Source organism: Natronorubrum marinum (assembly GCF_052040125.1).
GTDB lineage: Archaea > Halobacteriota > Halobacteria > Halobacteriales > Natrialbaceae > Natronorubrum.
The window spans coordinates 935,244-956,025 of the sequence record NZ_JBPPFV010000002.1 but is presented as its reverse complement, the minus strand read 5'-3'; the positions used below and the strand labels follow the sequence as shown (position 1 = coordinate 956,025).

19 protein-coding genes and 1 tRNA gene are annotated in these 20,782 nt (G+C 63.7%); 11 read left to right on the top strand and 9 right to left on the bottom strand.

All coding sequences use genetic code 11. The features are described from left to right. Positions 1–254 precede the first annotated feature (254 nt). Positions 255–1,601 (top strand): DUF8593 domain-containing protein, encoded by a 1,347-nt coding sequence (locus ACSFC5_RS14375; RefSeq protein WP_440765930.1) that lies wholly within the window; start codon positions 255–257, stop codon positions 1,599–1,601. 82 nt (positions 1,602–1,683) lie between these two features. On the opposite strand, the gene katG is transcribed toward ACSFC5_RS14375, so the two are convergent. The 4 genes from katG to ACSFC5_RS14355 form a co-directional block, all read right to left on the bottom strand. Next, the gene (katG, locus tag ACSFC5_RS14370) at positions 1,684–3,873 is read right to left on the bottom strand and encodes a catalase/peroxidase HPI (protein ID WP_440765929.1); all 2,190 of its coding nucleotides are present in this window, start codon (positions 3,871–3,873) and stop codon (positions 1,684–1,686) included. A gap of 363 nt (positions 3,874–4,236) precedes the next feature. Next, positions 4,237–5,580: a putative ATP-dependent zinc protease gene (locus tag ACSFC5_RS14365; RefSeq protein WP_440765928.1), complete on the bottom strand. Its 1,344-nt coding sequence runs from the start codon at positions 5,578–5,580 to the stop codon at positions 4,237–4,239. Between the two features lie 97 nt (positions 5,581–5,677). Then, positions 5,678–7,147: an oligosaccharide flippase family protein gene (locus ACSFC5_RS14360; RefSeq protein ID WP_440765927.1), complete on the bottom strand. Its 1,470-nt coding sequence runs from the start codon at positions 7,145–7,147 to the stop codon at positions 5,678–5,680. A 314-nt stretch (positions 7,148–7,461) separates the two neighbouring features. Further along, positions 7,462–8,211, bottom strand: a complete 750-nt coding sequence (locus ACSFC5_RS14355) for a GNAT family N-acetyltransferase (protein WP_440765926.1) — start codon at positions 8,209–8,211, stop codon at positions 7,462–7,464. A 197-nt stretch (positions 8,212–8,408) separates the two neighbouring features. Between ACSFC5_RS14355 and ACSFC5_RS14350 the strand changes: the two genes are divergently transcribed. The 7 genes from ACSFC5_RS14350 to ACSFC5_RS14320 all read left to right on the top strand — a co-directional run bounded on the left by ACSFC5_RS14350 (position 8,409) and on the right by ACSFC5_RS14320 (position 14,927). Beyond that, entirely contained in the window at positions 8,409–9,503 is a 1,095-nt protein-coding gene (locus ACSFC5_RS14350; protein WP_440765925.1) for a succinylglutamate desuccinylase/aspartoacylase family protein, read from the top strand. Between the two features lie 276 nt (positions 9,504–9,779). Further along, the gene (sdhC, locus tag ACSFC5_RS14345; protein WP_006089231.1) at positions 9,780–10,208 is read left to right on the top strand and encodes a succinate dehydrogenase, cytochrome b556 subunit; all 429 of its coding nucleotides are present in this window, start codon (positions 9,780–9,782) and stop codon (positions 10,206–10,208) included. Next, positions 10,208–10,579 (top strand): succinate dehydrogenase hydrophobic membrane anchor subunit, encoded by a 372-nt coding sequence (locus tag ACSFC5_RS14340; RefSeq protein WP_090304888.1) that lies wholly within the window; start codon positions 10,208–10,210, stop codon positions 10,577–10,579. The genes sdhC and ACSFC5_RS14340 overlap by 1 nt, the downstream gene beginning before the upstream one ends. Then, positions 10,576–11,454: a succinate dehydrogenase/fumarate reductase iron-sulfur subunit gene (locus ACSFC5_RS14335; protein ID WP_440765924.1), complete on the top strand. Its 879-nt coding sequence runs from the start codon at positions 10,576–10,578 to the stop codon at positions 11,452–11,454. The genes ACSFC5_RS14340 and ACSFC5_RS14335 overlap by 4 nt, the downstream gene beginning before the upstream one ends. Before the next feature lies 1 nt (position 11,455). Next, a complete protein-coding gene (locus ACSFC5_RS14330; protein ID WP_440765923.1) occupies positions 11,456–13,294 on the top strand; it encodes an FAD-binding protein in 1,839 nt (612 codons plus the stop codon). Positions 13,295–13,390: 96 nt separating this feature from the next. Then, positions 13,391–13,579, top strand: a complete 189-nt coding sequence (locus ACSFC5_RS14325) for a hypothetical protein (protein WP_440765922.1) — start codon at positions 13,391–13,393, stop codon at positions 13,577–13,579. Positions 13,580–13,622: 43 nt separating this feature from the next. Next, entirely contained in the window at positions 13,623–14,927 is a 1,305-nt protein-coding gene (locus tag ACSFC5_RS14320) for a 5'-deoxyadenosine deaminase (protein WP_440765921.1), read from the top strand. 45 nt (positions 14,928–14,972) lie between these two features. On the opposite strand, the gene ACSFC5_RS14315 is transcribed toward ACSFC5_RS14320, so the two are convergent. Continuing rightward, on the bottom strand, positions 14,973–15,167 hold the full coding sequence (locus tag ACSFC5_RS14315; RefSeq protein WP_440765920.1) for a XapX domain-containing protein: 195 nt from the start codon (positions 15,165–15,167) through the stop codon (positions 14,973–14,975). Between the two features lie 142 nt (positions 15,168–15,309). On the opposite strand from ACSFC5_RS14315, the gene ACSFC5_RS14310 reads away from it, so the two are divergent. Further along, on the top strand, positions 15,310–15,534 hold the full coding sequence (locus ACSFC5_RS14310) for a helix-turn-helix domain-containing protein (protein ID WP_440765919.1): 225 nt from the start codon (positions 15,310–15,312) through the stop codon (positions 15,532–15,534). A 307-nt stretch (positions 15,535–15,841) separates the two neighbouring features. Here ACSFC5_RS14310 and ACSFC5_RS14305 read toward each other — a convergent pair whose 3' ends face one another. Together ACSFC5_RS14305 and ACSFC5_RS14300 are read right to left on the bottom strand one after the other, a co-directional pair. After that, complete coding sequence (locus ACSFC5_RS14305; RefSeq protein ID WP_440765918.1) at positions 15,842–16,657, bottom strand: HD domain-containing protein; 816 nt, start codon at positions 16,655–16,657, stop codon at positions 15,842–15,844. Between the two features lie 90 nt (positions 16,658–16,747). Next, complete coding sequence (locus ACSFC5_RS14300; protein WP_440765917.1) at positions 16,748–17,227, bottom strand: redoxin domain-containing protein; 480 nt, start codon at positions 17,225–17,227, stop codon at positions 16,748–16,750. A gap of 317 nt (positions 17,228–17,544) precedes the next feature. On the opposite strand from ACSFC5_RS14300, the gene tatA reads away from it, so the two are divergent. Beyond that, on the top strand, positions 17,545–17,883 hold the full coding sequence (gene tatA, locus ACSFC5_RS14295) for a twin-arginine translocase TatA/TatE family subunit (protein ID WP_440765916.1): 339 nt from the start codon (positions 17,545–17,547) through the stop codon (positions 17,881–17,883). A 13-nt stretch (positions 17,884–17,896) separates the two neighbouring features. Then, positions 17,897–17,969, top strand: a tRNA-Arg gene (locus ACSFC5_RS14290). A gap of 259 nt (positions 17,970–18,228) precedes the next feature. On the opposite strand, the gene ACSFC5_RS14285 is transcribed toward ACSFC5_RS14290, so the two are convergent. Beyond that, positions 18,229–19,521: an acyl-CoA dehydrogenase family protein gene (locus tag ACSFC5_RS14285; RefSeq protein WP_440765915.1), complete on the bottom strand. Its 1,293-nt coding sequence runs from the start codon at positions 19,519–19,521 to the stop codon at positions 18,229–18,231. Positions 19,522–19,697: 176 nt separating this feature from the next. Further along, positions 19,698–20,465, bottom strand: a complete 768-nt coding sequence (locus ACSFC5_RS14280) for an SDR family NAD(P)-dependent oxidoreductase (RefSeq protein ID WP_440765914.1) — start codon at positions 20,463–20,465, stop codon at positions 19,698–19,700. Positions 20,466–20,782: the final 317 nt, after the last annotated feature.

Here is a 20,782-nt window from a genome sequence, read left to right as displayed (position 1 = left end):
CGATCGGCGTACAAACGCGAGTTTCCGAGGGGAAACGGAGTGAAACGGTCGCCGGTCGCGACGGATTCGGTCGGTCGGCTGCGGTAATCCGTTACTGTCACCGATCCCTGTCCGACGTTCGAACGTCTCGAATGGACAACGGACGATTACGTCCCCGACGATACAGTCTGAACGAGGCGTCTCGAGAAACGAGATACTGACCGACGAGACGGCCACACCGACTCAAGTGCGATCCGGGCGGGGTCGAAAACGAGATGGCAAACGAACCACCCGTAGACGACGGCCCCGAACAGCGACGAATGACCACCGATCCCGAACGAATCCGCGAGTGGGCGGAGGCCCACGACGCCGTTCCCGTCACGGTCCGCGACAGTGACGATCACGGCCACTCGTTCGCCCGGCAGGGCCACCTCGAGGAGCGCCACGAGGAGTACACCTGGGACGAGTTCACGGAGACGTTCGACGACGAGGATCTGGTGTTCGTCTACCACGAGGACGAACCCGCCGGCGAGGGGCTGGGCCACTTCGAGATCGTCGAGCGCGAGGCGGCGTTCGAGCGCGCGGATCTCGGCCGGAGCGAACTCGAGGACCAGCTTCGGGAGGGGAAAACGGTGACGACCGAGATCGTCGAGACGCAGGTCGTCGAGACCGAAGTCGTCGAACGCGACACGATCGAGAGCGAAGTCGTCGACACCGAACTCGCCGAACGGACCGTCGTCGACTCGGAACTTCTCTCCCGAGAGATCGTCGATACCGAGTTCGTCAGCGACGACCTCATCGAGGTGACGACCGACGAGTCCCGCCTCGAGACGGTCGAAGAGATCGAACGCTACACGATCGAGAGCCGGGTGGTCGACGTCGACGTCGAACAGCACGATCAGCTCGAACGCGACGAGGTCAAGACGAATATCGAACTCGAGAGCGTCCAGCGATCGATCCTCGACAGCGACGTCGTACGTACGGATGTCGCGACCGACGACGTCGTCGACCGCGAGGTCATCCAGAGCAAGCGCGGCGAGGGCGATACCGTCCGGAGCGAACTGCTCGAGCGCCGCACCATCGAGGAGCAGATCGACGAGCGAAGCCGGATGCGCTTTACGCTCGAGGAGACCGAACTGCTCGAGTCCGAGGTTCTCGGCAGCGACCTTATTGAGGGCGAAATCATCGACGTCGAGGAGTACGGCGCGATTGATACGACGGCCGAGCCCGGTGCTGCCGGCGCGAGCGGTGACGCAGCCATGGGCGAGACCGGCACCGAAGCCGACGCGAGCGGTGACGCAGCCATGGGCGAGACCGGCACCGAAGCCGACGCGGGGACCGACACGCCGACCGTCGACACTGGTCCGGTCGAACTTTCGGAGGACGATCAGGGGAAAGACGTCGTCGACGAGCGGGGCGAACAGATCGGCATCGTCGCGGAGATCGAGGGCCAGACCGCCTACATCGACCCCGAGCCGGGGCTGACGGATCGGCTCAAAGCGCGACTGAACTGGGGCGGCCACGGCGACGACGACTACCCTGTCGAGCGCTCCGAGATCAACGAGATCACCGACGACGAGGTCATCATCCAGCACCGAGCCGACGACGAGCACGTCGAGTGACGGCGCTGGGCGATCACGACTGCGTGACGCGATGTCCGCAAAGAAGAGGTGACAGAGAGATCGATGTCGGCGACTCGAGTCGTTACTCGAGGTCGAAGCGGTCGAGTTTCATGACCTTGCTCCACGTCTCGACGAAGTCCTGCACGAACTTCTCCTCGGCGTCGTCGGCCGCGTAGACGTCCGCGATGGCTCGAAGTCGGGCGTTCGACCCGAAGATGAGGTCCGCGCGGGTCGCCGTCCACTCGACCTCGCCCGTCTCGCGGTCGCGAATATCGAAGACCTGGCCCTGGTCCTCTTCGGTATCCGAGGCCGCTTCCCAACCCATGACGTCGTGGGAGCCGTCGGAGGCTTCCCACTCGTAGCTCATGTCGAGCAGGTTGACGAAGAAGTCGTTCGTCAGCGTCCCCGGCCGGTCGGTGAGGACGCCGAGACCGGAATCCTGGTAGGTCGCGTCCAGCGCGCGCATGCCGCCGACCAGCACCGTCATCTCGGGTGCCGTCAGATCGAGGAGGTCGGCCTTGTCGACCAGCAGCTCCTCCTGGGATCGGTCGGCCTCGTCCGAGAGGTAGTTACGGAAGCCGTCGGCCTCGGGCTTGAGCGCCTCGAACGAGTCGACGTCGGTCTGTTCCTGGGAGGCGTCGGTCCGGCCCGGTTCGAACGGCACCTCGACGTCGTAGCCGGCCTCGGCCGCGGCCTGCTCGACGGCCGCGTTGCCGCCCAGCACGATCAGGTCGGCCAGCGAAACCCGCACGTCGTCGGATCGCGAACCGTTGAACTCCTCCCGAATCGTTTCGTAGGTCGACAGCACCGTCTCCAGCTGGTCCGGCTCGTTGACTTCCCAGCTCCGCTGGGGCTCGAGGCGGATGCGCGCGCCGTTGGCACCACCGCGTTTGTCGCTGTCGCGGTAGGTCGACGCCGCCGCCCAGGCCGTCTTGACGAGCTGGGTGGTCGAGAGTTCCGAGTCGAGGAGCTCCGTTTTGAGCTCGGCGACCTCCTCGTCGCCGATCAGGTCGTAGTCGGCGTCGGGGATGGGATCCTGCCACAGCATCTCCTCCTCGGGAACCTCCGGGCCGAGGAACCGCTGTTTCGGGCCCATGTCGCGGTGGATCAGCTTGTACCACGCTTTCGCGAAGGCCATCCCGAACTCCATCGGGTTCTCCTGGAAGCGCTCGATGATTTCCCGGTACTCGGGATCCCGCTTGAGCGCGACGTCCGTCGTCAGCATCATCACGTCTTCTTTCTCCGACGGATCCTCGGCGCCCGGTGCGGCGCCGTCGAGTTCGCCGTCCGTCGTCGTCCACTGCCACGCACCGCCGGGACCCTTCTCGGGCTCCCACTCGTGCTCGAGCAGGTTGTCGAGGTAGCTCGTGTCCCACTGGGTCGGCGTGGTGTTCCACGGTCCTTCGATCCCGCTGGTGATCGTGTCGGACCCCTTGCCGGAGCCGTGGCTGCTCTCCCAGCCCAGGCCCTGCTGGTCGATCGGGGCAGCCTCGGGCTCCGGGCCGACGTGCTCGTCGGGGTTGTCGGCGCCGTGGACCTTCCCGAACGTGTGACCGCCGGCGATGAGCGCGGCCGTCTCCTCGTCGTTCATCGCCATCTGACCGAACGAGTGTCGGATCCGTTCCGCCGACCACTCCGGATCCGGCTCACCGTTCGGACCCTCCGGGTTCACGTAAATGAGGCCCATCACGGTGGCGGCGAGCCCTCCCTCGAGAGTGTCTTCCTCGTCGAAGCGGTCCGAGTCTTCCCACTCGTCCTCAGGCCCCCAGTCGACGGCGTCGTCGGGTTTGTACTCGTCCTCACGTCCGCCGGCGAAGCCGAACGTCTCGAATCCCATCGACTCGAGGGCGACGTTTCCGGCCAGCACGATCAGGTCGGCCCACGAGAGCTTGCGGCCGTACTTCTGTTTGACCGGCCAGAGCACTCGGCGCGCCTTGTCCAGGTTCGCGTTGTCGGGCCAACTGTTGAGGGGCGCGAACCGCTGTCGGCCGCCAGCCGCGCCACCGCGGCCGTCGCTGGTCCGGTAGGTCCCGGCGCTGTGCCACGCCATCCGAATGAACAGCGGTCCGTAGTTGCCGTAGTCGGCCGGCCACCAGTCCTGGGACGTCGTCATGACGTCCTCGATGTCCGCTTTCACTTCCTCGAGGTCGAGTGTTTCGAACGCCTCGGCGTAGTCGAAGTCCTCGTCCATCGGGTTGGACGAGGAAACGTTCTGATCGAGAAGGTCCACGTTCAACCGGTTTGGCCACCAGTCTTGGTTTGACTTAGTCATCAACGGGGGATTGTGTCTTTCCCGTATTAAGATTTCCTAATGCGAGAAATTAGTCTTCGCTGTAGCCCAACTGATTTTCATCTTCAAAAACTTTTTCCGAAGTGTCTCCGTGCTGTCTCTCCGCACGACCGCTACGATCCACCGCCAACCAATACGCTCAGCCGTCCTCGTTGTCGGGGCCGCGATCGTTTTCGGCCCCGATGGTGGCTCCCCTCCGTTACCGAGTCCGAGTGCTGGACCGACAACTGCTGATCCACTCGAGTTGAGTTCGAACAACCAAAAGTGATGTGTTGCTTGGAGATCGCTCGAGACGGACGTCGTCGGTCGTCGAGAGCCACACCGGAGTCGCCCGGTCTCGCCCGATTACTCTTCTTCTTCGGGGGTGTCGGGAACGTCCTTGTCGGCTCGCCGACCCACGTCAACCTGGTAGTTACCGAGGATATCTCGACCGAGGATGACGGGGTAGTCCATGTGGCTGCGGTCTTCGACGCTCGCGGTGACGGTGTGCTGGTTGCCACCAACGCCGACGACGACGTCGACGACGGGCCGGCTCTTGGCCGTTTTGCTGCTGCCCGAGCGGATGCGCGTGATGGATTTGATCGGGCCAGCCCCGATGTCGGCCGCGAGACTCGTGTCGATGCTCGTCCGCGTCGCGCCGGTGTCGGACTTTGCGAGAACGGATTTCGAGCCGCTGGTTCCCGACAGCACGATCTCCTCGGTGTAGCCGATGATGGCGGACTCCGTATCCGGTGACGTCGCCTCGACGGGCTGGGCCGTCGGTCGGGAGTCGTCGAGGACGTTCGCGAGGTCGCGGACGCGGTCGTCGTCGACCTCGCCGCCGGCCTGTTCGATCGCGAGTTTGGCGATGTACGGCGCGGGACTCACGTGCGTCGCCTCGTAGAGCCCCTTGAATCCGGCCGTCGGGTTGACCTCGAGAACGAACCAGCCCTCGTCGCCCTCGACGAGGTCGACGCCGGCGTAGTCGAGGCCGATCGCGGTCGACGCTCGGCGGGCCATGTCCCGGGCCTCCTCGGGGAGGTCGTCGGTCGCGTCTTCGACGTCGCCGCCGAGGGCGACGTTCGTTCGCCAGTCGTTGTCCGGCGCGTAGCGGTACATCGCGCTGATGATCTCCCCGTCGACGACGTAGACGCGAGCGTCGAAGTGACGGTCGTCGTCGCGGTCGATGAGTTCCTGCAGGAAGGCGTATCGGTTGCCGACTTTGGCGTTGACCGGATCGTCGCCGCTGACCTTCCACGTCCCGCCGCCGTGGGTTCCGATCGCCGTCTTGTAGACGGCCTCCTCGCCGTACCGCTTACGGGCGGCGTTCAACGTCTCGCTGTTCAGCGCGAGGGTGACGTCGGGCGTTCTGACGTCGTTGGCCGCGAGCGTCGTTGCCGTCGCGAGCTTGTGGATCGCCGTCAATACGGTCGACGGCTCGTTCAGCGTTGGAACCAGCTGTGCGAAGGTGTTCGCGAGTCCGAGTTCCTCGGCGGGCTGTTCGGTGTTCGACAGGAGCATTCGGTTCGCGATGACGTCGACGTCGGGTTCTAAGACGACGCTGCCGTCGGTCACGCTGATCGACGTATTCTCGGCACGGAGCCACTCGGTCTCGTGACCGAGTCCTTCGACGGCGTTCAAAATCGCCTTCGTCTCCTTGCTCGTGTGTAGGCTTAATACTCCAACGGTGACAGGATCGTCGACGGCCATACTAGCGTAGACGATGAGGTGCGGGAAAAGTATACTGTCATCGAACGGCGACGGGTGGTCGATATAGCCGGATTCTGTTCGATTTTCCGAGAGTTTCTCACGAAATCGCCGCCCGGACCTCCCCTGGATCGACCAGTCCGCTCGCGACGGCGAGGACGGCCCACGTGGCCGCGCCGAGTGCGATCGCGCCGAACAGTACCGCGATGCTCGAGACCATTGGCATCACGACCAAGACGGCGACGGCCATCACGCCCGTGATGGCGCAGATCAGCCCGATCGATCGGGCCAGACGCAACAGGTCGAGATCGAGCTCCAGGTGGACGATGTAGAGGTTCACCGCGACGTACACCGAGTGTGTGGCGACCGTTGCCGCCGCGGCGCCGACGACGCCCATCGTCGGGATGAGGACGATGTTCAGCCCGAAGTTGGCCGCGGCCGTGCCTCCCTTCGCGATCGCTCGATGACGGGCGCGGCCGAGGTAGTCCAGACTGTCGCTGGTCAGGTTCGTGATCGCCTGCAACACGACGAAGCCGGCGAGGATCTGGAGCACGGGCACGGCACCCGCGTAGTTCTCGCCGATGATCATCGTGATGAACGGGCCCGCGACGATCGCCAGCCCGGCGGCCGCGGGGATGTACAGCAACATCGTATTCGTCAGCGCCGTCTGGTAGATCTGACGGGCCTCCGCGAGCTGTCCGGAGGCCTTCTGCTCGCCGAAGTTCGGCGAGATCGTAAAGCCGAGCGCCTCCGCGGGCGAGAGCACGAAGTCGGTGATCTGCTTGGCGATCGTGTAGAACGCGACCGCGGTGGGCGTCAGAAAGACGCCGACGAGGACGGTGTCGATCTGTTTGTCGACGACGTTCGCGCTGCGCGTCGCCGTCAGCGGCACGCTGTACTCGAGGAGCCGTCGCGACAGCCCGTCCTCGTACGACTCCGCGGAGTCGTACGGCGCGTAGTAGGTGTAGTAAAGCAGCGCTAACCCGACGGCCGCCGAGATCGCGTAGCCGACGATGTAGCCGAAGAAGGCGCCGAGCGCACCCAGTCCCAGCAGGGCGAATCCGACGGCGAAGACGAGCCGTGCGAACCCGCTGAGCGCCTGTACGCCGGCGCTGTAGGTGAGATTGTTGAACCCCTGGAAGGCGATCTGAGCGAAGCCGCTAAAGGAGAAGACGGCGACGTAGATCACGCCGGCCGCGAGAAACGGCGCGGCTTCCGGGTTGCCCAGCGCGGTCGCGAGCTGCTCGTGAAACAGCAAGAGGAGGTAGACGACGAACGTGATCGCGATGATTTTGATCGTGATCGTCGACGCGATCAGATAGGGAATCTGCCCCGGATCCCGCTCGCTGTACTCCGAGATGTACCGGGCGGCGGATTTTCCGATCCCGAGATCCGCGACTAACTGCACCATCGCCAGAATGCCGATCACCCAGTACAGCGTGCCGTAGCCGTCGGTATCGAGGAGATACCGCGCCAGTACGAACATCAACAGCGCGCTCGAGAGCATGTAGACTGCTCGAGCGACGAGCGTTGCCTTGAACCCGTGGACGATGTGCTCCTGTCTACTCATTCGAACTCCGTTGGACGACGTGGTGGCTTCGGCGACCGATCGACCGGAGCGGACCGACGTAGTTGTTCGGTGGACTGATCCCGCAATTGTAATGCGGAGACAAACGGCGTATGGTCGCGATACCGGTCGTGAAACGTTCAGCTACAGTGACAAAATCCTGACATGACGACGATCCGCCGTCCGGACCGGTTTCCCGCTCGAGGAGGAGCGCCGAAACGGTAAGCCGCACGTACTTCGAACGCGTCTCGCGCTCCGAGTCGACGCGGTCGACGTCCGGCGACGGCTTTCGACCGAATCGTCCCGCCGTCGTCGGGTTAGAGGTACGACGCGTCCCAGCGCGTCGCTTTCCGTCGGTTGCCACAGACGTTACACTCGATTCGTCCCATCGTATCCATCGTGTTGTCCAGCGAATCGCAGTTCCCGCAGAACCAGGCGTACAGCTCCTCTTGCTCTTCGGTCTCGTAGGCGCCGTAGAACGGCGACTTCTCGCCGCGAGCGGCTTCGCCGTAGCTCACGTAGACGGTTTCGCCGTCGACCTCGAGTTCGTCGACGGCTCCCCAGCCCTCATCGCCGATCTTGCCTTCGGCGTAGACGTTCTCCGTGAACGTCTCGTCGCCGATCTCGACGTCGCGTTGGCCGGCCCGTTCGAAGCCGTGGTCCTGGTAGAACTCGTTACCGCCCTCGTTGTCCTCGAGGACGAGCGCCTGGACGTGGTCGGCACCCTTCTCCAGTAGTTTCTCGCGGGTCCGAACGAGCAGGCGGACGCCCGTTCCGCCGCCGCGGGCGTCGGGGTCGATGTGGAGCCACAGGATCCGCCCGGTATCGTAGCGCTGGCCGATCAGGTCGTTTTGAGAGAAGCCGACGACCTCATCGTCGCGTTCGATCACGAGGACGAGCGAGTGGTCGTCCGCGAGTTCGTCGGCGAACGACTCCCCGTACCACTGTTCGATAGCGTCGTCGACGGTTTCCTCGTCGAGGAAATCGGTGTAGGTCGACTCGAGCGAGCGGTGGGCGATCGATCGGATGGCGTCGATGTCGTCGTCGGTCGCTTCACGAATCTCCATAGCCGACAGTACCATGCCCTCGTACAAAACGTATGCCCACAGAATCAGTTATCTCTGCCCGACCCTACGGCCGGGCAGGCAGTTTCGGTAGGATCGATACCGGAGGCAGGCCCCGGTCGGCGGGGACCAGCCGGTATCCGACGGAGCGCTCGGGGCCACAAGAGAACATTCACATTGCTTCCCGCGGAGACACTACTATGAGCGACGAGAGAGACGAACCGCCCGACGGCGGTTCGTCCGACCCAGCCGAGGCGTTTACGTACAACGGCGGCCGGGTCGATCCCGGCGAGTCGGCCAACATCCGGTACGGCATCAGCGAAACGTACCTTGGAGACCCGGTACGGATCCCCGTAACGGTTATCAACGGCAAATACCCCGGCCCGACGGTCTGTCTCTCGGCGGCGGCCCACGGGGACGAACTCAACGGGATCGAGGTCGTCCGGGAGGTGGCCCACGACTGGGACCACTCGATGCTCCACGGCACGCTGGTCTGTCTCCCGGTGATGAACGTGCCGGGCTTTCTCGCCCAGGAACGCTACCTGCCGATCTACGACCGGGACCTGAATCGATCGTTCCCCGGCCGCGAGGGGTCGACCAGCGCCCGGCGGATGGCCTACCGCATTTTCACGAACTTCATCGAGCCCTGCGATCTCGGGATCGACTTTCATACGTCCACCCGCGGGCGAACCAACATGCTGCACGTGCGAGCTAACATCGAGAAGCCGAGCGTCGAGCGCCTCGCGAAGTCGTTCAGTTCGAACGTCATCATCGCCGGCGAGGGTCCCGCCGGAACGCTTCGGCGGGAGGCCACAAAGGCCGACGTCCCGACGATCACCGTGGAGATGGGCGAAGCCCACCGGTTCCAGCGCCGCCTGATCGATCGCGCGCTGACCGGCGTGGCGAGCGTCCTCGCCGAGTTCGGACTTCACCCGGACTCGTCCGTCCACTGGCCCGGGTGGCGGACCGTCATCGACGACGACAACGAGAAGACCTGGATTCGCGCCGACGCCGGCGGAATCGTCGATATGAAACGCGGTCGCGGGGAGTTCGTCCGCGAGGGCGAGGTGATCTGTGCGATCACGAACCCGTTCAAGGAGGAAGACGACATCGTCACCGTCGAAGCCCCCTTCACCGGCCTCATCGTCGGCGTCCTCGAGAACCCGGTGGTCTACCCGGGGAACCCGCTGTGCCATCTCGTCGGGCTCTCGGCGGACACCCGAACGGCCTTAGAGCGCGAGCGAACGACGGAGAGTTCGCAGTCGGATCTCCGGTCACCCGGCCAGATCGAGTAGTCCGTCGGAGATCGACCGGCGCTCCGTTCAATGACGCTTGCGATAACTGACGCCCAGGACACTGGTGTTCTATTCGGTGGCGCTCGCGACAACTGATGGGGCATTCGGCGATAGTAACGACAACTTTCTGATAATTCGGTGCTCGAGTTGCGAACCCGTTCGGGATCGGTCGCCGAACCTGGTTTGTTTCTGCCCACTCGTGTTCGCGCGGAAGACAAGACAGGAGCGATAAAAGTAACTTCTATACCCCCGCGGTCTAACGGTGCACATGAGCGTATGAGTCAGTCTTACAATCGCGGTCTCATCGAGGACTTCGGCCGATGGAAGGAGTTCTCGGCCGGCATGTGGGCGTGGATCTTCCACAAGTTCACCGGGTGGATGCTAATCGGCTATCTATTCACCCACATCGCCGTGCTGAGTACAGCCGTCGGCGCAGCGAGCGGCGACGCCTCGCTGGTTGCATCGGGCGATGACATCTACACGACGACGATTCAGGGACTCGAGTCGCTGTTCATCGTCCGCGTACTCGAGGTCGGCCTCCTCGCCGTAGCCGTGTTCCACATCCTGAACGGGCTTCGACTACTGATGGTCGACCTCGGCGTCGGGCTGGACGCACAGGACAAGAGTTTCTACGCCTCGCTGGTGCTGACGGCGATCATCACCGTCGCGAGCGTCCCAACCTTCATGGACGGGGTGGCCCTCTAATGGCGGAACGATACTCCTCGTTCACGCCCGGCGGCACCGGATGGCTGCTCCAGCGGATCACGGCGGCATTTCTGGTCGTCGTTCTCGCCTTCCACTTCTTCCAGCTACACTTCGTGAATCACGCGGCCGACGTCACGTTCGCGGGCACGCAGGCCCGCATGGAGAACGTCGGCTACTTCCTGACGATGGTCCTGTTCCTGATCGCCGGGACGTTCCACGGCGTCAACGGCGTCTACAACGCGCTGGTCAACCAGGGCCTGAAGGGAACGCAGAAGAAGGTCGTGCTCGCGGTGCTTGTTATCGCGAGCGTGGCACTCATCGTGCAGGGAATCTACGTTGCAATGGCGATGGCCGGGGTGGAAATCGTATGAGCACTCAACAACAAGAACCGAAGCAACCCGAGAGCCAAGAGGCACCGCAAGACCCCGAAATGCAGGGGGCCGAGTCGCCCGTCGACGAGAAGGAGAAAGAAAGCGGCGAGGTCGATCAGACGACGGCCGATCGATCCGAGTTCGAGGGGGAGACGGTCCTCATCAAGGTCTTCCGCTACGACCCCGAGGTCGCGGACAAGCAGGAACCCCGATTCGACGAGTTCCACGTTCCCTTCGAGAAGGGGATGACCGTCCTCGACGCCGTGATGTACGCGCGGGATCACTACGACTCCTCGCTGACGTTCCGTCACTCCTGTCGGCAGGCCGTCTGTGGCTCCGACGCCTTCTTCGTCAACGGCAAGCAGCGACTCGGGTGTAAGACGCAGATGGCCGACCTCGAGCACCCGGTTCGAATCGAGCCGCTCCCACACCAGGAGGTCGTCAAGGACCTGGTCGTCGACATGGACCACTTCTATGACCAGATGCACACCGTCGAGCCGTACCTCCAGCAGGACGACCTCCCGACGGGCGAGTTAGAGGAACAGCGCCAGTCCCGGGAGAACCGCGAGAAGATCAAGATGTCGACGCGCTGTATCTGGTGTGGCGCGTGTATGTCCTCGTGTAACATCGCCGCGGGCGACAACGAGTATCTCGGCCCGGCCGCGATCAACAAGGCCTACCGCTTCGCGATGGACGACCGCGAGGACGAGGAGGTCAAAGAGCACCGACTCCGCATCATCGAACAGGAACACGGCGTTTGGCGCTGCCAAACCCAGTTCTCCTGTACCGAGGTGTGTCCGAAAGACATTCCGCTCACCGAGCACATTCAGGAGCTCAAGCGGGAAGCGGTCAAGAAAAACCTGAAATTCTGGTAAGATGTACGAACACGACGTTATCGTGGTTGGCGCCGGCGGCGCCGGTCTCCGTGCTGCGGTCGCAGCGGACGAGGCGGGTGCGGATGTCGCACTGGTCTCGAAACTCCACCCGGTTCGCAGTCACACGGGTGCAGCGGAGGGTGGAATCAACGCCGCGCTCCGCGAGGGCGACGACTGGGAACTCCACGCCTACGACACGATGAAGGGGTCGGACTACCTGGCCGACGCGCCGGCCGTCGAGACCCTCACGCAGGACTCCCCCGAAGACACCATCACCTTAGAACACTGGGGAATGCCCTTTTCCCGCGAGGAGGATGGTCGCGTCTCCCAGCGCCCGTTCGGCGGGCTCTCGTTCCCGCGGACCACCTACGCGGGCGCGGAGACGGGCCACCACCTGCTGCACGTGATGTACGAGCAGGTCGTCAAACGCGGCATTCAGGTCTACGACGAGTGGTACGTCATGGATCTGGCGACGTCCGACGAGGACGACCCCAACGAGCGCGAGTGCCACGGCGTCGTCGCCTACGACGTCCAGTCCGGCAAGGTCGAGGGGTTCAAGGCGAACGACGGCGTCATCCTCGCGACCGGCGGTCCCGGCCAGGCCTTCGACCACACCACGAACGCCGTCTCCTGTACCGGCGACGGCCACGCGATGGCCTACCGCGCGGGCGCGCCGCTCGAGGACATGGAGTTCATCCAGTTCCACCCGACCTCGCTGCCGTCGACGGGCGTCCTCATTTCGGAGGGTGTTCGCGGCGAAGGCGGAATCCTCTACAACAGCGAGGGCGAGCGGTTCATGTTCGAGCACGGCTACGCGAACAACGACGGCGAACTCGCCTCCCGCGACGTCGTCGCGCGCGCTGAACTGACCGAAGTCCAGGAGGGCCGCGGCGTCAACGACGAGTACGTCCACCTCGACATGCGCCACCTCGGCGAGGAGCGCATTCTGGACCGCCTCGAGAACATTCTGCACCTGGCGGAGGACTTCGAGGGTGTCGACGGCCTCATCGAGCCGATGCCCGTCAAACCCGGCCAGCACTACGCGATGGGCGGCATCGAAGTCGACGAGAACGGACAGACTTGCATCAACGGTCTCTACGCGGCCGGCGAGTGCGCCTGCGTCTCCGTCCACGGCGGTAATCGGCTCGGCGGCAACGCCCTGCCGGAACTGATCGTCTTCGGCAAGCGCGCCGGACGCCACGCCGCCGGCGACGACCTCGGCGAGCCCGAGATTCGAACCGGCTACGGCGACGACGTCGAGGACGAGACCGAGACTGAACTCCCCGTCCAGCCCGGTAGCGCCGGTCTCGATAGCAGCGGCGGCGTTGCCGCTGACGGGGGAGTCACAGCGGACGTCGACGGCGTTCTCGAGCGCCAGGTCGAAAGCGCTCGCGAGCACGTCGACTACCTGATGGAGAAGGATACCGGCGTCCAGCACGCCGAGATCCGCCAGAAGCTCCAGAACGCGATGACGGACTACGTGAACGTCTTCCGGACCGAGGAGGGCGTCAAGAAGGCCCTGCGACTCATCCGCGAGTGCCGCGAGGAGTACCAGGACGTCTACGTCGACGACCCCTCGCGCACGTTCAACACCGACCTCCAGCAGACCATCGAGACGCGCAACCTGATCGACGTCGCCGAGACCATCGCGCTCGGCGCGCTCGTGCGCAACGAGTTCCGCGGCGCCCACTGGCGCCAGGAGAACCAGATCCGCGACGACGAGAACTGGCTCAAACACACGCTCATCTCCTGGGAGGAGGGCGAGCCGAAGATCTTCTACCGCCCGGTCATCCTCGAGGGCGAGGACAAGACCTACGAGCCGAAAGACCGCAGCTACTGACGGCTCAGTACAGGCTTTTTTACGGGCAGCTACTACCGATCGCGTTCTCGACCGACACCAGCAGGGATAAATATCCAGTCCAGGTTCCCTCACGTAATGGGTATCGAGCGATTCGTCCGAGTGAATCTCGTTCTCGTTCCGGCGCTCGCGATCGCGTTCTACCTGTTCGCCGACCGCCTGCCGTTGATACTCCTGCCGCTCGGCGTCGGCTACCTCACGTTCGCCGTCCTCATCTCGCTCGCGTGGGGGCTCTCGCGGCTCTCGCTGTCACGCCGTTCGTCCTGAGATCCACAGAGATAAGGGCCACCGCCGGCTATCGAGGCTCGATATGTTGTTGTCGGGAACCGTCGTCGTCGACGCTGAAACCGTGATTCACGACGGAGCGGTCGTCGTCGAGGACGACCGCATCGTCGCCGTCGGCGACCGGTCGACCTGTCTCGAGCGGTATCCGGACCACGAACGCGACGCCTACGACCTCCTCGCGCCGGGGAGCGTCGGCGCCCACGTCCACTCGGTCCAGAGTCTCGGCCGGGGTATCGCCGATGATACGGAACTCCTCGATTGGCTCTTCGAGTACGTGTTGCCGATGGAGGCCTCGCTCTCGCCCGAGGCGATGCGCACCGCGGCCGAACTCGGCTACCTCGAGATGATCGAGAGCGGGACGACGGGTTGTGTCGATCACCTCTCGGTGGCCCACGCTGAGGAGGCGTTCGAGGCGGCCCGCGAGATGGGAATTCGCGGCCGACTCGGGAAGGTGATGATGGACAAGGAGGCGCCGCCGGGGCTGTTAGAGGACACCGACGAGGCCCTCGCGGAGAGCGAACGGCTGATTCGGGAGTACCACGGAATCGAGGACGGCCGCATTCAGTACGCCGTGACGCCGCGGTTCGCCGTGAGCTGTACGGAGGCGTGTCTGCGGGGCAGTCGGGAGCTCGCGGACGCCTACGATGGCGTACGAATTCACACGCACGCGAGCGAGAACCGTGGCGAGATTCAGACGGTCGAGGACGAGACCGGCCGGCGGAACATCCACTGGCTCCACGAAGTCGGGCTGACCGGCGAGGACGTTGTGCTCGCCCACTGCGTCTGGACGGACGACTCGGAGCGCGAACTGCTCGCGGAGACGGGAACGCACGTCACCTACTGCCCGTCCTCGAACATGAAACTCGCGAGCGGCGTGGCGCCGGTGCTCGAGTACCTGGATCGAGGAATCAACGTCGGACTGGGCAACGACGGCCCGCCGTGTAACAACACGCTCGATCCGTTTACGGAGATGCGCCAGGCCAGTCTGCTCCAGAAGGTGGATCGACTCGAGCCACAGGCCCTCCCCGCGCAGACGGTGTTCGAGATGGCAACGATCAACGGGGCATGCGCGGCGGGATTCGACCGAGTCGGGGCGCTTCGCGAGGGGTGGAAAGCGGATGTCGTCGGCCTCGAGACCGACATCACCCGTGCGACCCCGCTGCACGACGTGCTTTCCCACCTGGTGTTCGCCGCTCACGGCGACGACGTGCAGTTTACGATGGTCGACGGCGACGTCCTGATGCAAAATGGCGACGTGCTCGTCGCGGACGCCGCAGCGATTCGAGCGCGGGCTCGCGAGTTCGCTGCGGACCTCGACGCTGCGCCTTGATACCACACGCCACAACCTGTTCGACAACCGACGTGACGCTTTTCGTCAGAAGCTAACCGACTCGAGGACGTCGACGCTGACGCCCAGGTGCTGGACGAGTTTGTAGCCGAGATAGATACCGACGATACCCATGAGCCCCGGAAGTTCCGGCGGTGCCGGGATCGGGACGTCGAAAACGGCGAAAAACGCACCGGTGAGCAGGCCGGTCAGCAGTCCCAAGAGGACGAGTTGGAGATTCATGAGCGTTGAGGAGACGGTCGATACCAAAAAGCGCTCTGACTCGCTTCCGCTACTTCGCTTCCGAGTTGGCGTTTCCAATCGCCTTGGAATTCGACAAATGACGACACTCAGTTTTAATATCGTCGAAAATAGACGCTGGCGTATGCACTCAGACGGACGACTTCAGTCGACGGAACCGGTCCCAAACGACCTCGAGTCACCACGGGCGAAACTGGTCTATCTGTACGTCGCGACGACCGACGGCGCGTCGATCGAGCGCCTCTGTGACGATCTCGACGTTAAGAAGGGCACCGTGCTCTCGATCACCGGCACGCTTCGGGAGCGAGGGTACCTCGAGCGGACGGATTCCGGGTTCGAACTCGCTTGACTCGAGCCACGAACGATGGTTTCTGATTGGAGTCGATTTCGACGGCCGAGAGCGGAAGCGCCGCGATCTGCGGCGCTTTCGCGATCCGGGGGAGGGCAGGCGATTTGACGACGGTCTCCGCGAGTGAGGCCGTGCGCGGCGCGTAGCGCCGCGAGAAACTGAACGGCCGAAGGCCGTGAGGCAGGCCGAGCGAGCGGGCCGACGACTGATGTGAACGAACGAGTGAACAGAAGGAGGAGTGCTTTTCATCAAAGTTTTGCCGAGTGTGGTCGCTTTGCGACCGCACGCAGAGCAAAAGTTTGGTTCTCTAGAGTTCGATCCGCTCCACCAACTGCTCGCGGTTCTCGTTCGTGTTGACCGCGACGATTCGGATCTGATTCTCGAGGCCGGAGCCCTGAAGTTTCGCCTTGAGAAGGTTGTCGACCTGGTAGACGCCGGCGGCGTTGGTCATGGCGATTTCGACCATGACGGGGCTGCTGTCGCCTTCCTGTAGGGAAACGTGACTGATGGCTTGACTCGAGAGCGTGTTGATCCCGCGGCCGCCGTGTTCGTAGGGAATCCGCGAGCGGCCGCGTTCCATGTCCAGGGCGTCGGCGACGCGGATGACGCCGGCCTCCGTCGTCAGCGGTGTCTCGGTTCGGTGGTGACAGAGGATCGCGTGGAGGACTTCGCCTTTCATCCGGACGGATTCGGCTACGCCGTAGAACTCGGGGAGAATGCGGTCGAGGACGTCCGCTGCGAGGGGGATCGAGTAGTAGGCGTGGTCGTCGCGGTGAACAACGTGGCCGATGTCGTGGAGCGTCGCCGCGAGCGCGATGATCACCGACTCGTCTTCCTCTTCGAGGCCCTGCTGGCGCGCGCCGTTGAAGTCGACGTTGCCGGCTTTGAGCAGGTCGTAGAGGCACAGCGCGCGGTTGCGGACGATCTCGATGTGTTTCGCGCCGTGATCGTTGTACTGCATCCGGTCGACCGCGTTGACGTTCTGGGCCTCGAGATAGGTCTGAATCTCCTCGTCCTCGAGCACGAATTCGAGGACCTGATTCAGTTTCGCATCGGGGAAGTGGTGCTCGGCGTCAGGACGGTAGACGCGACGCGCGATGTCGTCGCCTGCAGAATCGCTCATACGCGAACGTCGGCTGCCGACTAAAAAAGCCCTGCGACGAGGGTGTTCGACGATCGATAGGGAACCGTCGGGTTGAATCGACCGACCCGCTTAGGCCGCGTCTTCGACGGCGGCCTCGACCTCGTCGTAGTCGGGTTCGACGCCGGGGTCGTCGCTGACCCACGCGTAGCTGATCTCGCCGTCGGCGTCGACGACGAACACCGAGCGCTTGGCGACGCCGTAGACGCCGAGGTCGGCGAAGTCCATCGCAACGTCGTAGTCGTCGATGATCTCCTTGTTGTAGTCGCTGATGAGCCCGAACTCGAGGTCATTCTGCTCGCGGAACTCGTTGAGCGTGAACGGCGAGTCGCGACTGACGCCGTAAACGTTGGCGTCGAGGTCGTTGAAGTTCGCGAGACGGTCCTGGAACGCACACATCTCGGTCGTACAGACGCTGGTGAACGCGCCGGGGAAGAAGGCAAGAACGATCGGAGCCTCACTCTCGAGGCGATCTGAGAGGGTGAACGAGTCGACGTCGCCGTTCGCGAGCGGTGCAGTGAAGTCGGGTGCGGCGTCTCCGGTTTCTGGCATCATCTATTGATTGATGATAGCTTGGAAAGACAGTTTCGTTCGCGGAACGGATCACTGGTGGGCGCGGGCGCGACCCCGGCCCCAATCGTTCGCCCTCGAGCCGACCGAATGTGTCGTTTCACAGTCGATGTTGCGGTGTGTCGCTCCGTTCGGCGGCTGGCCGACGTGTTGGGTCAGTTCGAAAACCGGAACTATATTACACGTCCGATCCCGTACAATTATCTCGAAAACCGCTCTCAAACGGACTTTCGCCGATACTTGTTTTTCTAAGTGGTCCAAAAAGGTTATAATTGCCAGCGGACTAGCCACGCATAGAGATGGTAGTCGAAATCGCACCGCTGTTTGCCCCTATTCCAGGGGGTCCGGAACTACTGATCATCCTTTTCATCGCCATTCTGCTCTTCGGGGCGAACAAGATCCCGAAGCTGGCCCGGTCGACCGGTGAGGCCATGGGCGAGTTCCAGAAGGGTCGTGAAAAGGTTGAAACAGAACTCGAGGAGATGCGCGAAGCAGGCTTCGAGGAGGGTGAGGAAGAGGAGTTCGCTGCCGCCAAGGCCGAAGGCGAACTCGACATTGACTCCGACTCCGACTCCGACGACGACTTTGTCGACACGGAACCGGTCACCGAGGAAGAGACCGAAACGGAATCGAACTAACGCTTTTCTGACGGGGCGTGTGGCCTAGCGGAGAGGGCAGGAGGTTCCTAACCTTCTGATCGCGGGTTCGAATCCCGTCACGCCCGTGCAGCGAGACGACGAGTGAAACGAGTCGTCGAGCGAACCGGGACGACGGGATTCGAATCAGGGAGTGAAGCGAAGCGGAACGACCGTGGTTCGAATCCCGCCGCGCCTGTTTTCCTGCGCCCGCTCGAGGCCCCCACCCTCGAGGCTGACCGTCAAATAGATGCTCGAGTCGACAGCCCATCGCTCGTCTCGAGCGATGCGTCGCGAAACAGTATCGACGCGGAACGAACGGCCAGTCGGTCGATCGTGAGCCGCGAGTCAGTGGCCGCCGGCGCTCCGCGCGTGCGGCTCGCCGAAGCGGGTCAGGGGCTCGAGCTCTTCGTCGCGCGTGTCTTCGAACGCGTCGCGCGCGATGACGCGCCGGTGGACTTCGTCGGCACCGTCGACGATCCGGAACTTGCGGACGGCTTCGTAGAAGTCAGCCAGCGGGAGGTCTTTTCCGATGCCGTTGGCGCCACAGCACTGCACGGCGAGATCGATCGCTTCCTGCGTGACGTTCGCGGTGAAGACCTTGCACATTGAGACGGGGACGCGCGCTTCCTCGCCCGCGTCGATCCGGTCGGCCGCGTCGCGGATCGCGGTCCGAGCCACGTGCAGCCGGGTTTCGGCGTCAGCGATCCGGTGGCGTAGCGACTGCTTGTCCGAGAGCGTCGAGCCGAAGCCCTCGCGCTCGCTGATGTAGGCTTTCGCAATCTCGAGGGAGCGCTGGGCCATGCCCGAAAAGCGCATGCAGTGGGTGAGACGAGCGGGGCCGAGTCGTTCCTGAGCGTGGGCAAAGCCCCGATTCAACTCGCCGAGCAGGTGTTCCTCGGGCACGCGGACGTTTTCGTAGACGATTTCGGCGTGGGAGGAATTGCGGGTTCCGCCACCCATGTGGGGGATGTCACGAACGACATCGACGCCGTCGGCATCGGCCGGGACGAGAAACAGCGAACAGCCCTCGTAGGGATGGGCGTCCGGATCGGTTCGTGCGAGGACGATGAGGATATCGGCCTCGACGCCGTTGGACGTCCACCACTTGTGGCCGTCGATGACCCACTCGTCGCCGTCTCGAGAAGCTTCGGCTTCTCGAGGATCAGCCGAGGTTTCTTCGGCGGAGTTCTTGGTTGCAGTGGTCCGGATCATCTTCGGATCCGAACCGGCCCCCTGGAGCGGTTCGGTCATCGAGAAGCCGGACGCGATCTCTCCCTGCACGAGCGGCTCGAGGTAGGTCTCCTTCTGGAGGTCGTCGCCCGCCAGTTCTAACAGGTGCATGTTGCCCTCGTCCGGGGCGTCGACGCGCATCGCGGCGGCGCCGAGCAGGCTGCGGCCGGCCTCCTCGAAGACGGGCAACGCGTCGCGAAAGCTCATCCCCATTCCGCCGTATTCCTCGGGGATCTGGGGTGCGTAGACGCCGTACTCGCGAGCCGATTCGCGGAGGTCCGCGACGGTGCCGCTCGAGACGGCCATCCCGCCGGGGCGCGTTCGCTCGAGCGGGAGCACGACCTCCTCCATCAGTTCGTGGGCGCGGTCGGCGAGTTCCTGTGCCGGCTTCGAGTCGGAGTACTGCATACGGGTCCTTCGCACGGCCGTACGATAGGCGCGGGAGAGACTTCCAGGGCGTGTGGAAGATCCCCAAAGGTATTTACAACAATTCCTCGACACCGCGTGAAAGACCACATTGGTTGCAAATACTGCTGTGAAGTCTACTGATGGAAGGGGTGGCAGTATACGGGTTGGTTCGCAGACTACCGCGACGTCCAGCCGCCGTCGACCGCGAGACACGAACCAGTCACGTAGCTCGCCGCGTCGCTGGCGAGGAAGACGACCGGACCGGCGATCTCGTCGGGCTCGGCGAACCGATCCAGTGGCGTTCGGTCGATGATCGACTGTCGGAGTCGATCGTTCTCCTCGAGGTCCTCGGTTAGCTCCGTCGAGACGTAGCCCGGCGCGACGGCGTTGACCCGGACTTCAGGTGCCCAGTCGAGAGAGAGGCTCTTCGTGAGGCCGACGAGGCCGTGTTTCGACGCGACGTAGGGATGTTGTCGGGGGAGACCGACGAGACCGCCGACGCTCGCGACGTTGATCACCGAACCGCCGTCGCTCTCGTGGAGGTGGTCGGCCGCCGCGGCGGTCACCTCATAAGCGCCGTTAAGATTGACGTCGAGCACGCGGTCGAAGCTCCCGGTGGTGACGTCCTCGGGTCGGCCGAGCGCATCGTCGGGGTTGAATCCGGCGTTATTGACGACGACGTCGATTCTGCCAAACGCGTCGTCGGCCCGTTCGATCACGTCGGTAACCGCGCCCGGGTCGGTTACGTCTGCGGGAACGGCCAGCGCATCGCCGCTACCGGCCTCGATTTCGTCGGCGACGCGCTCGATTTCGTCGGTTGAGCGCGCCGACGGGACCACCGTGGCACCGGCATCTGCGAGGCCGAGTGCGATAGCCCGGCCGATACCGCGTCCACCGCCGGTAACGATCGCGACCTGCTCGTCGAGGCTGAACTGTTCGGTCATTGCGAGGTCACCCACCCCGGCGACGGATCCGTTCGGTCCCGTTGGGTGGACTCGCTTCGACGGTGATTCCCGGTCGTTCGAGCCGGTTGCTGCGTGGTGTTCATCGGTCGATCGATACTGGTGCCGACCGCATATGTGTTCTCCTCGGCCGCTTCGTTTCGCCGGTCGGTTCTGGAGCAAGCGCACACTCGAGTCGACCCGATTGATAATTTCGTCCAATATTATAAATAGTATCGTCAGAGAAGTAGGGGTAATCAACCGGAGTGATCGTACTGTGACCGCATTAATGGCAATACGCAAACACGTGGCAATACGAC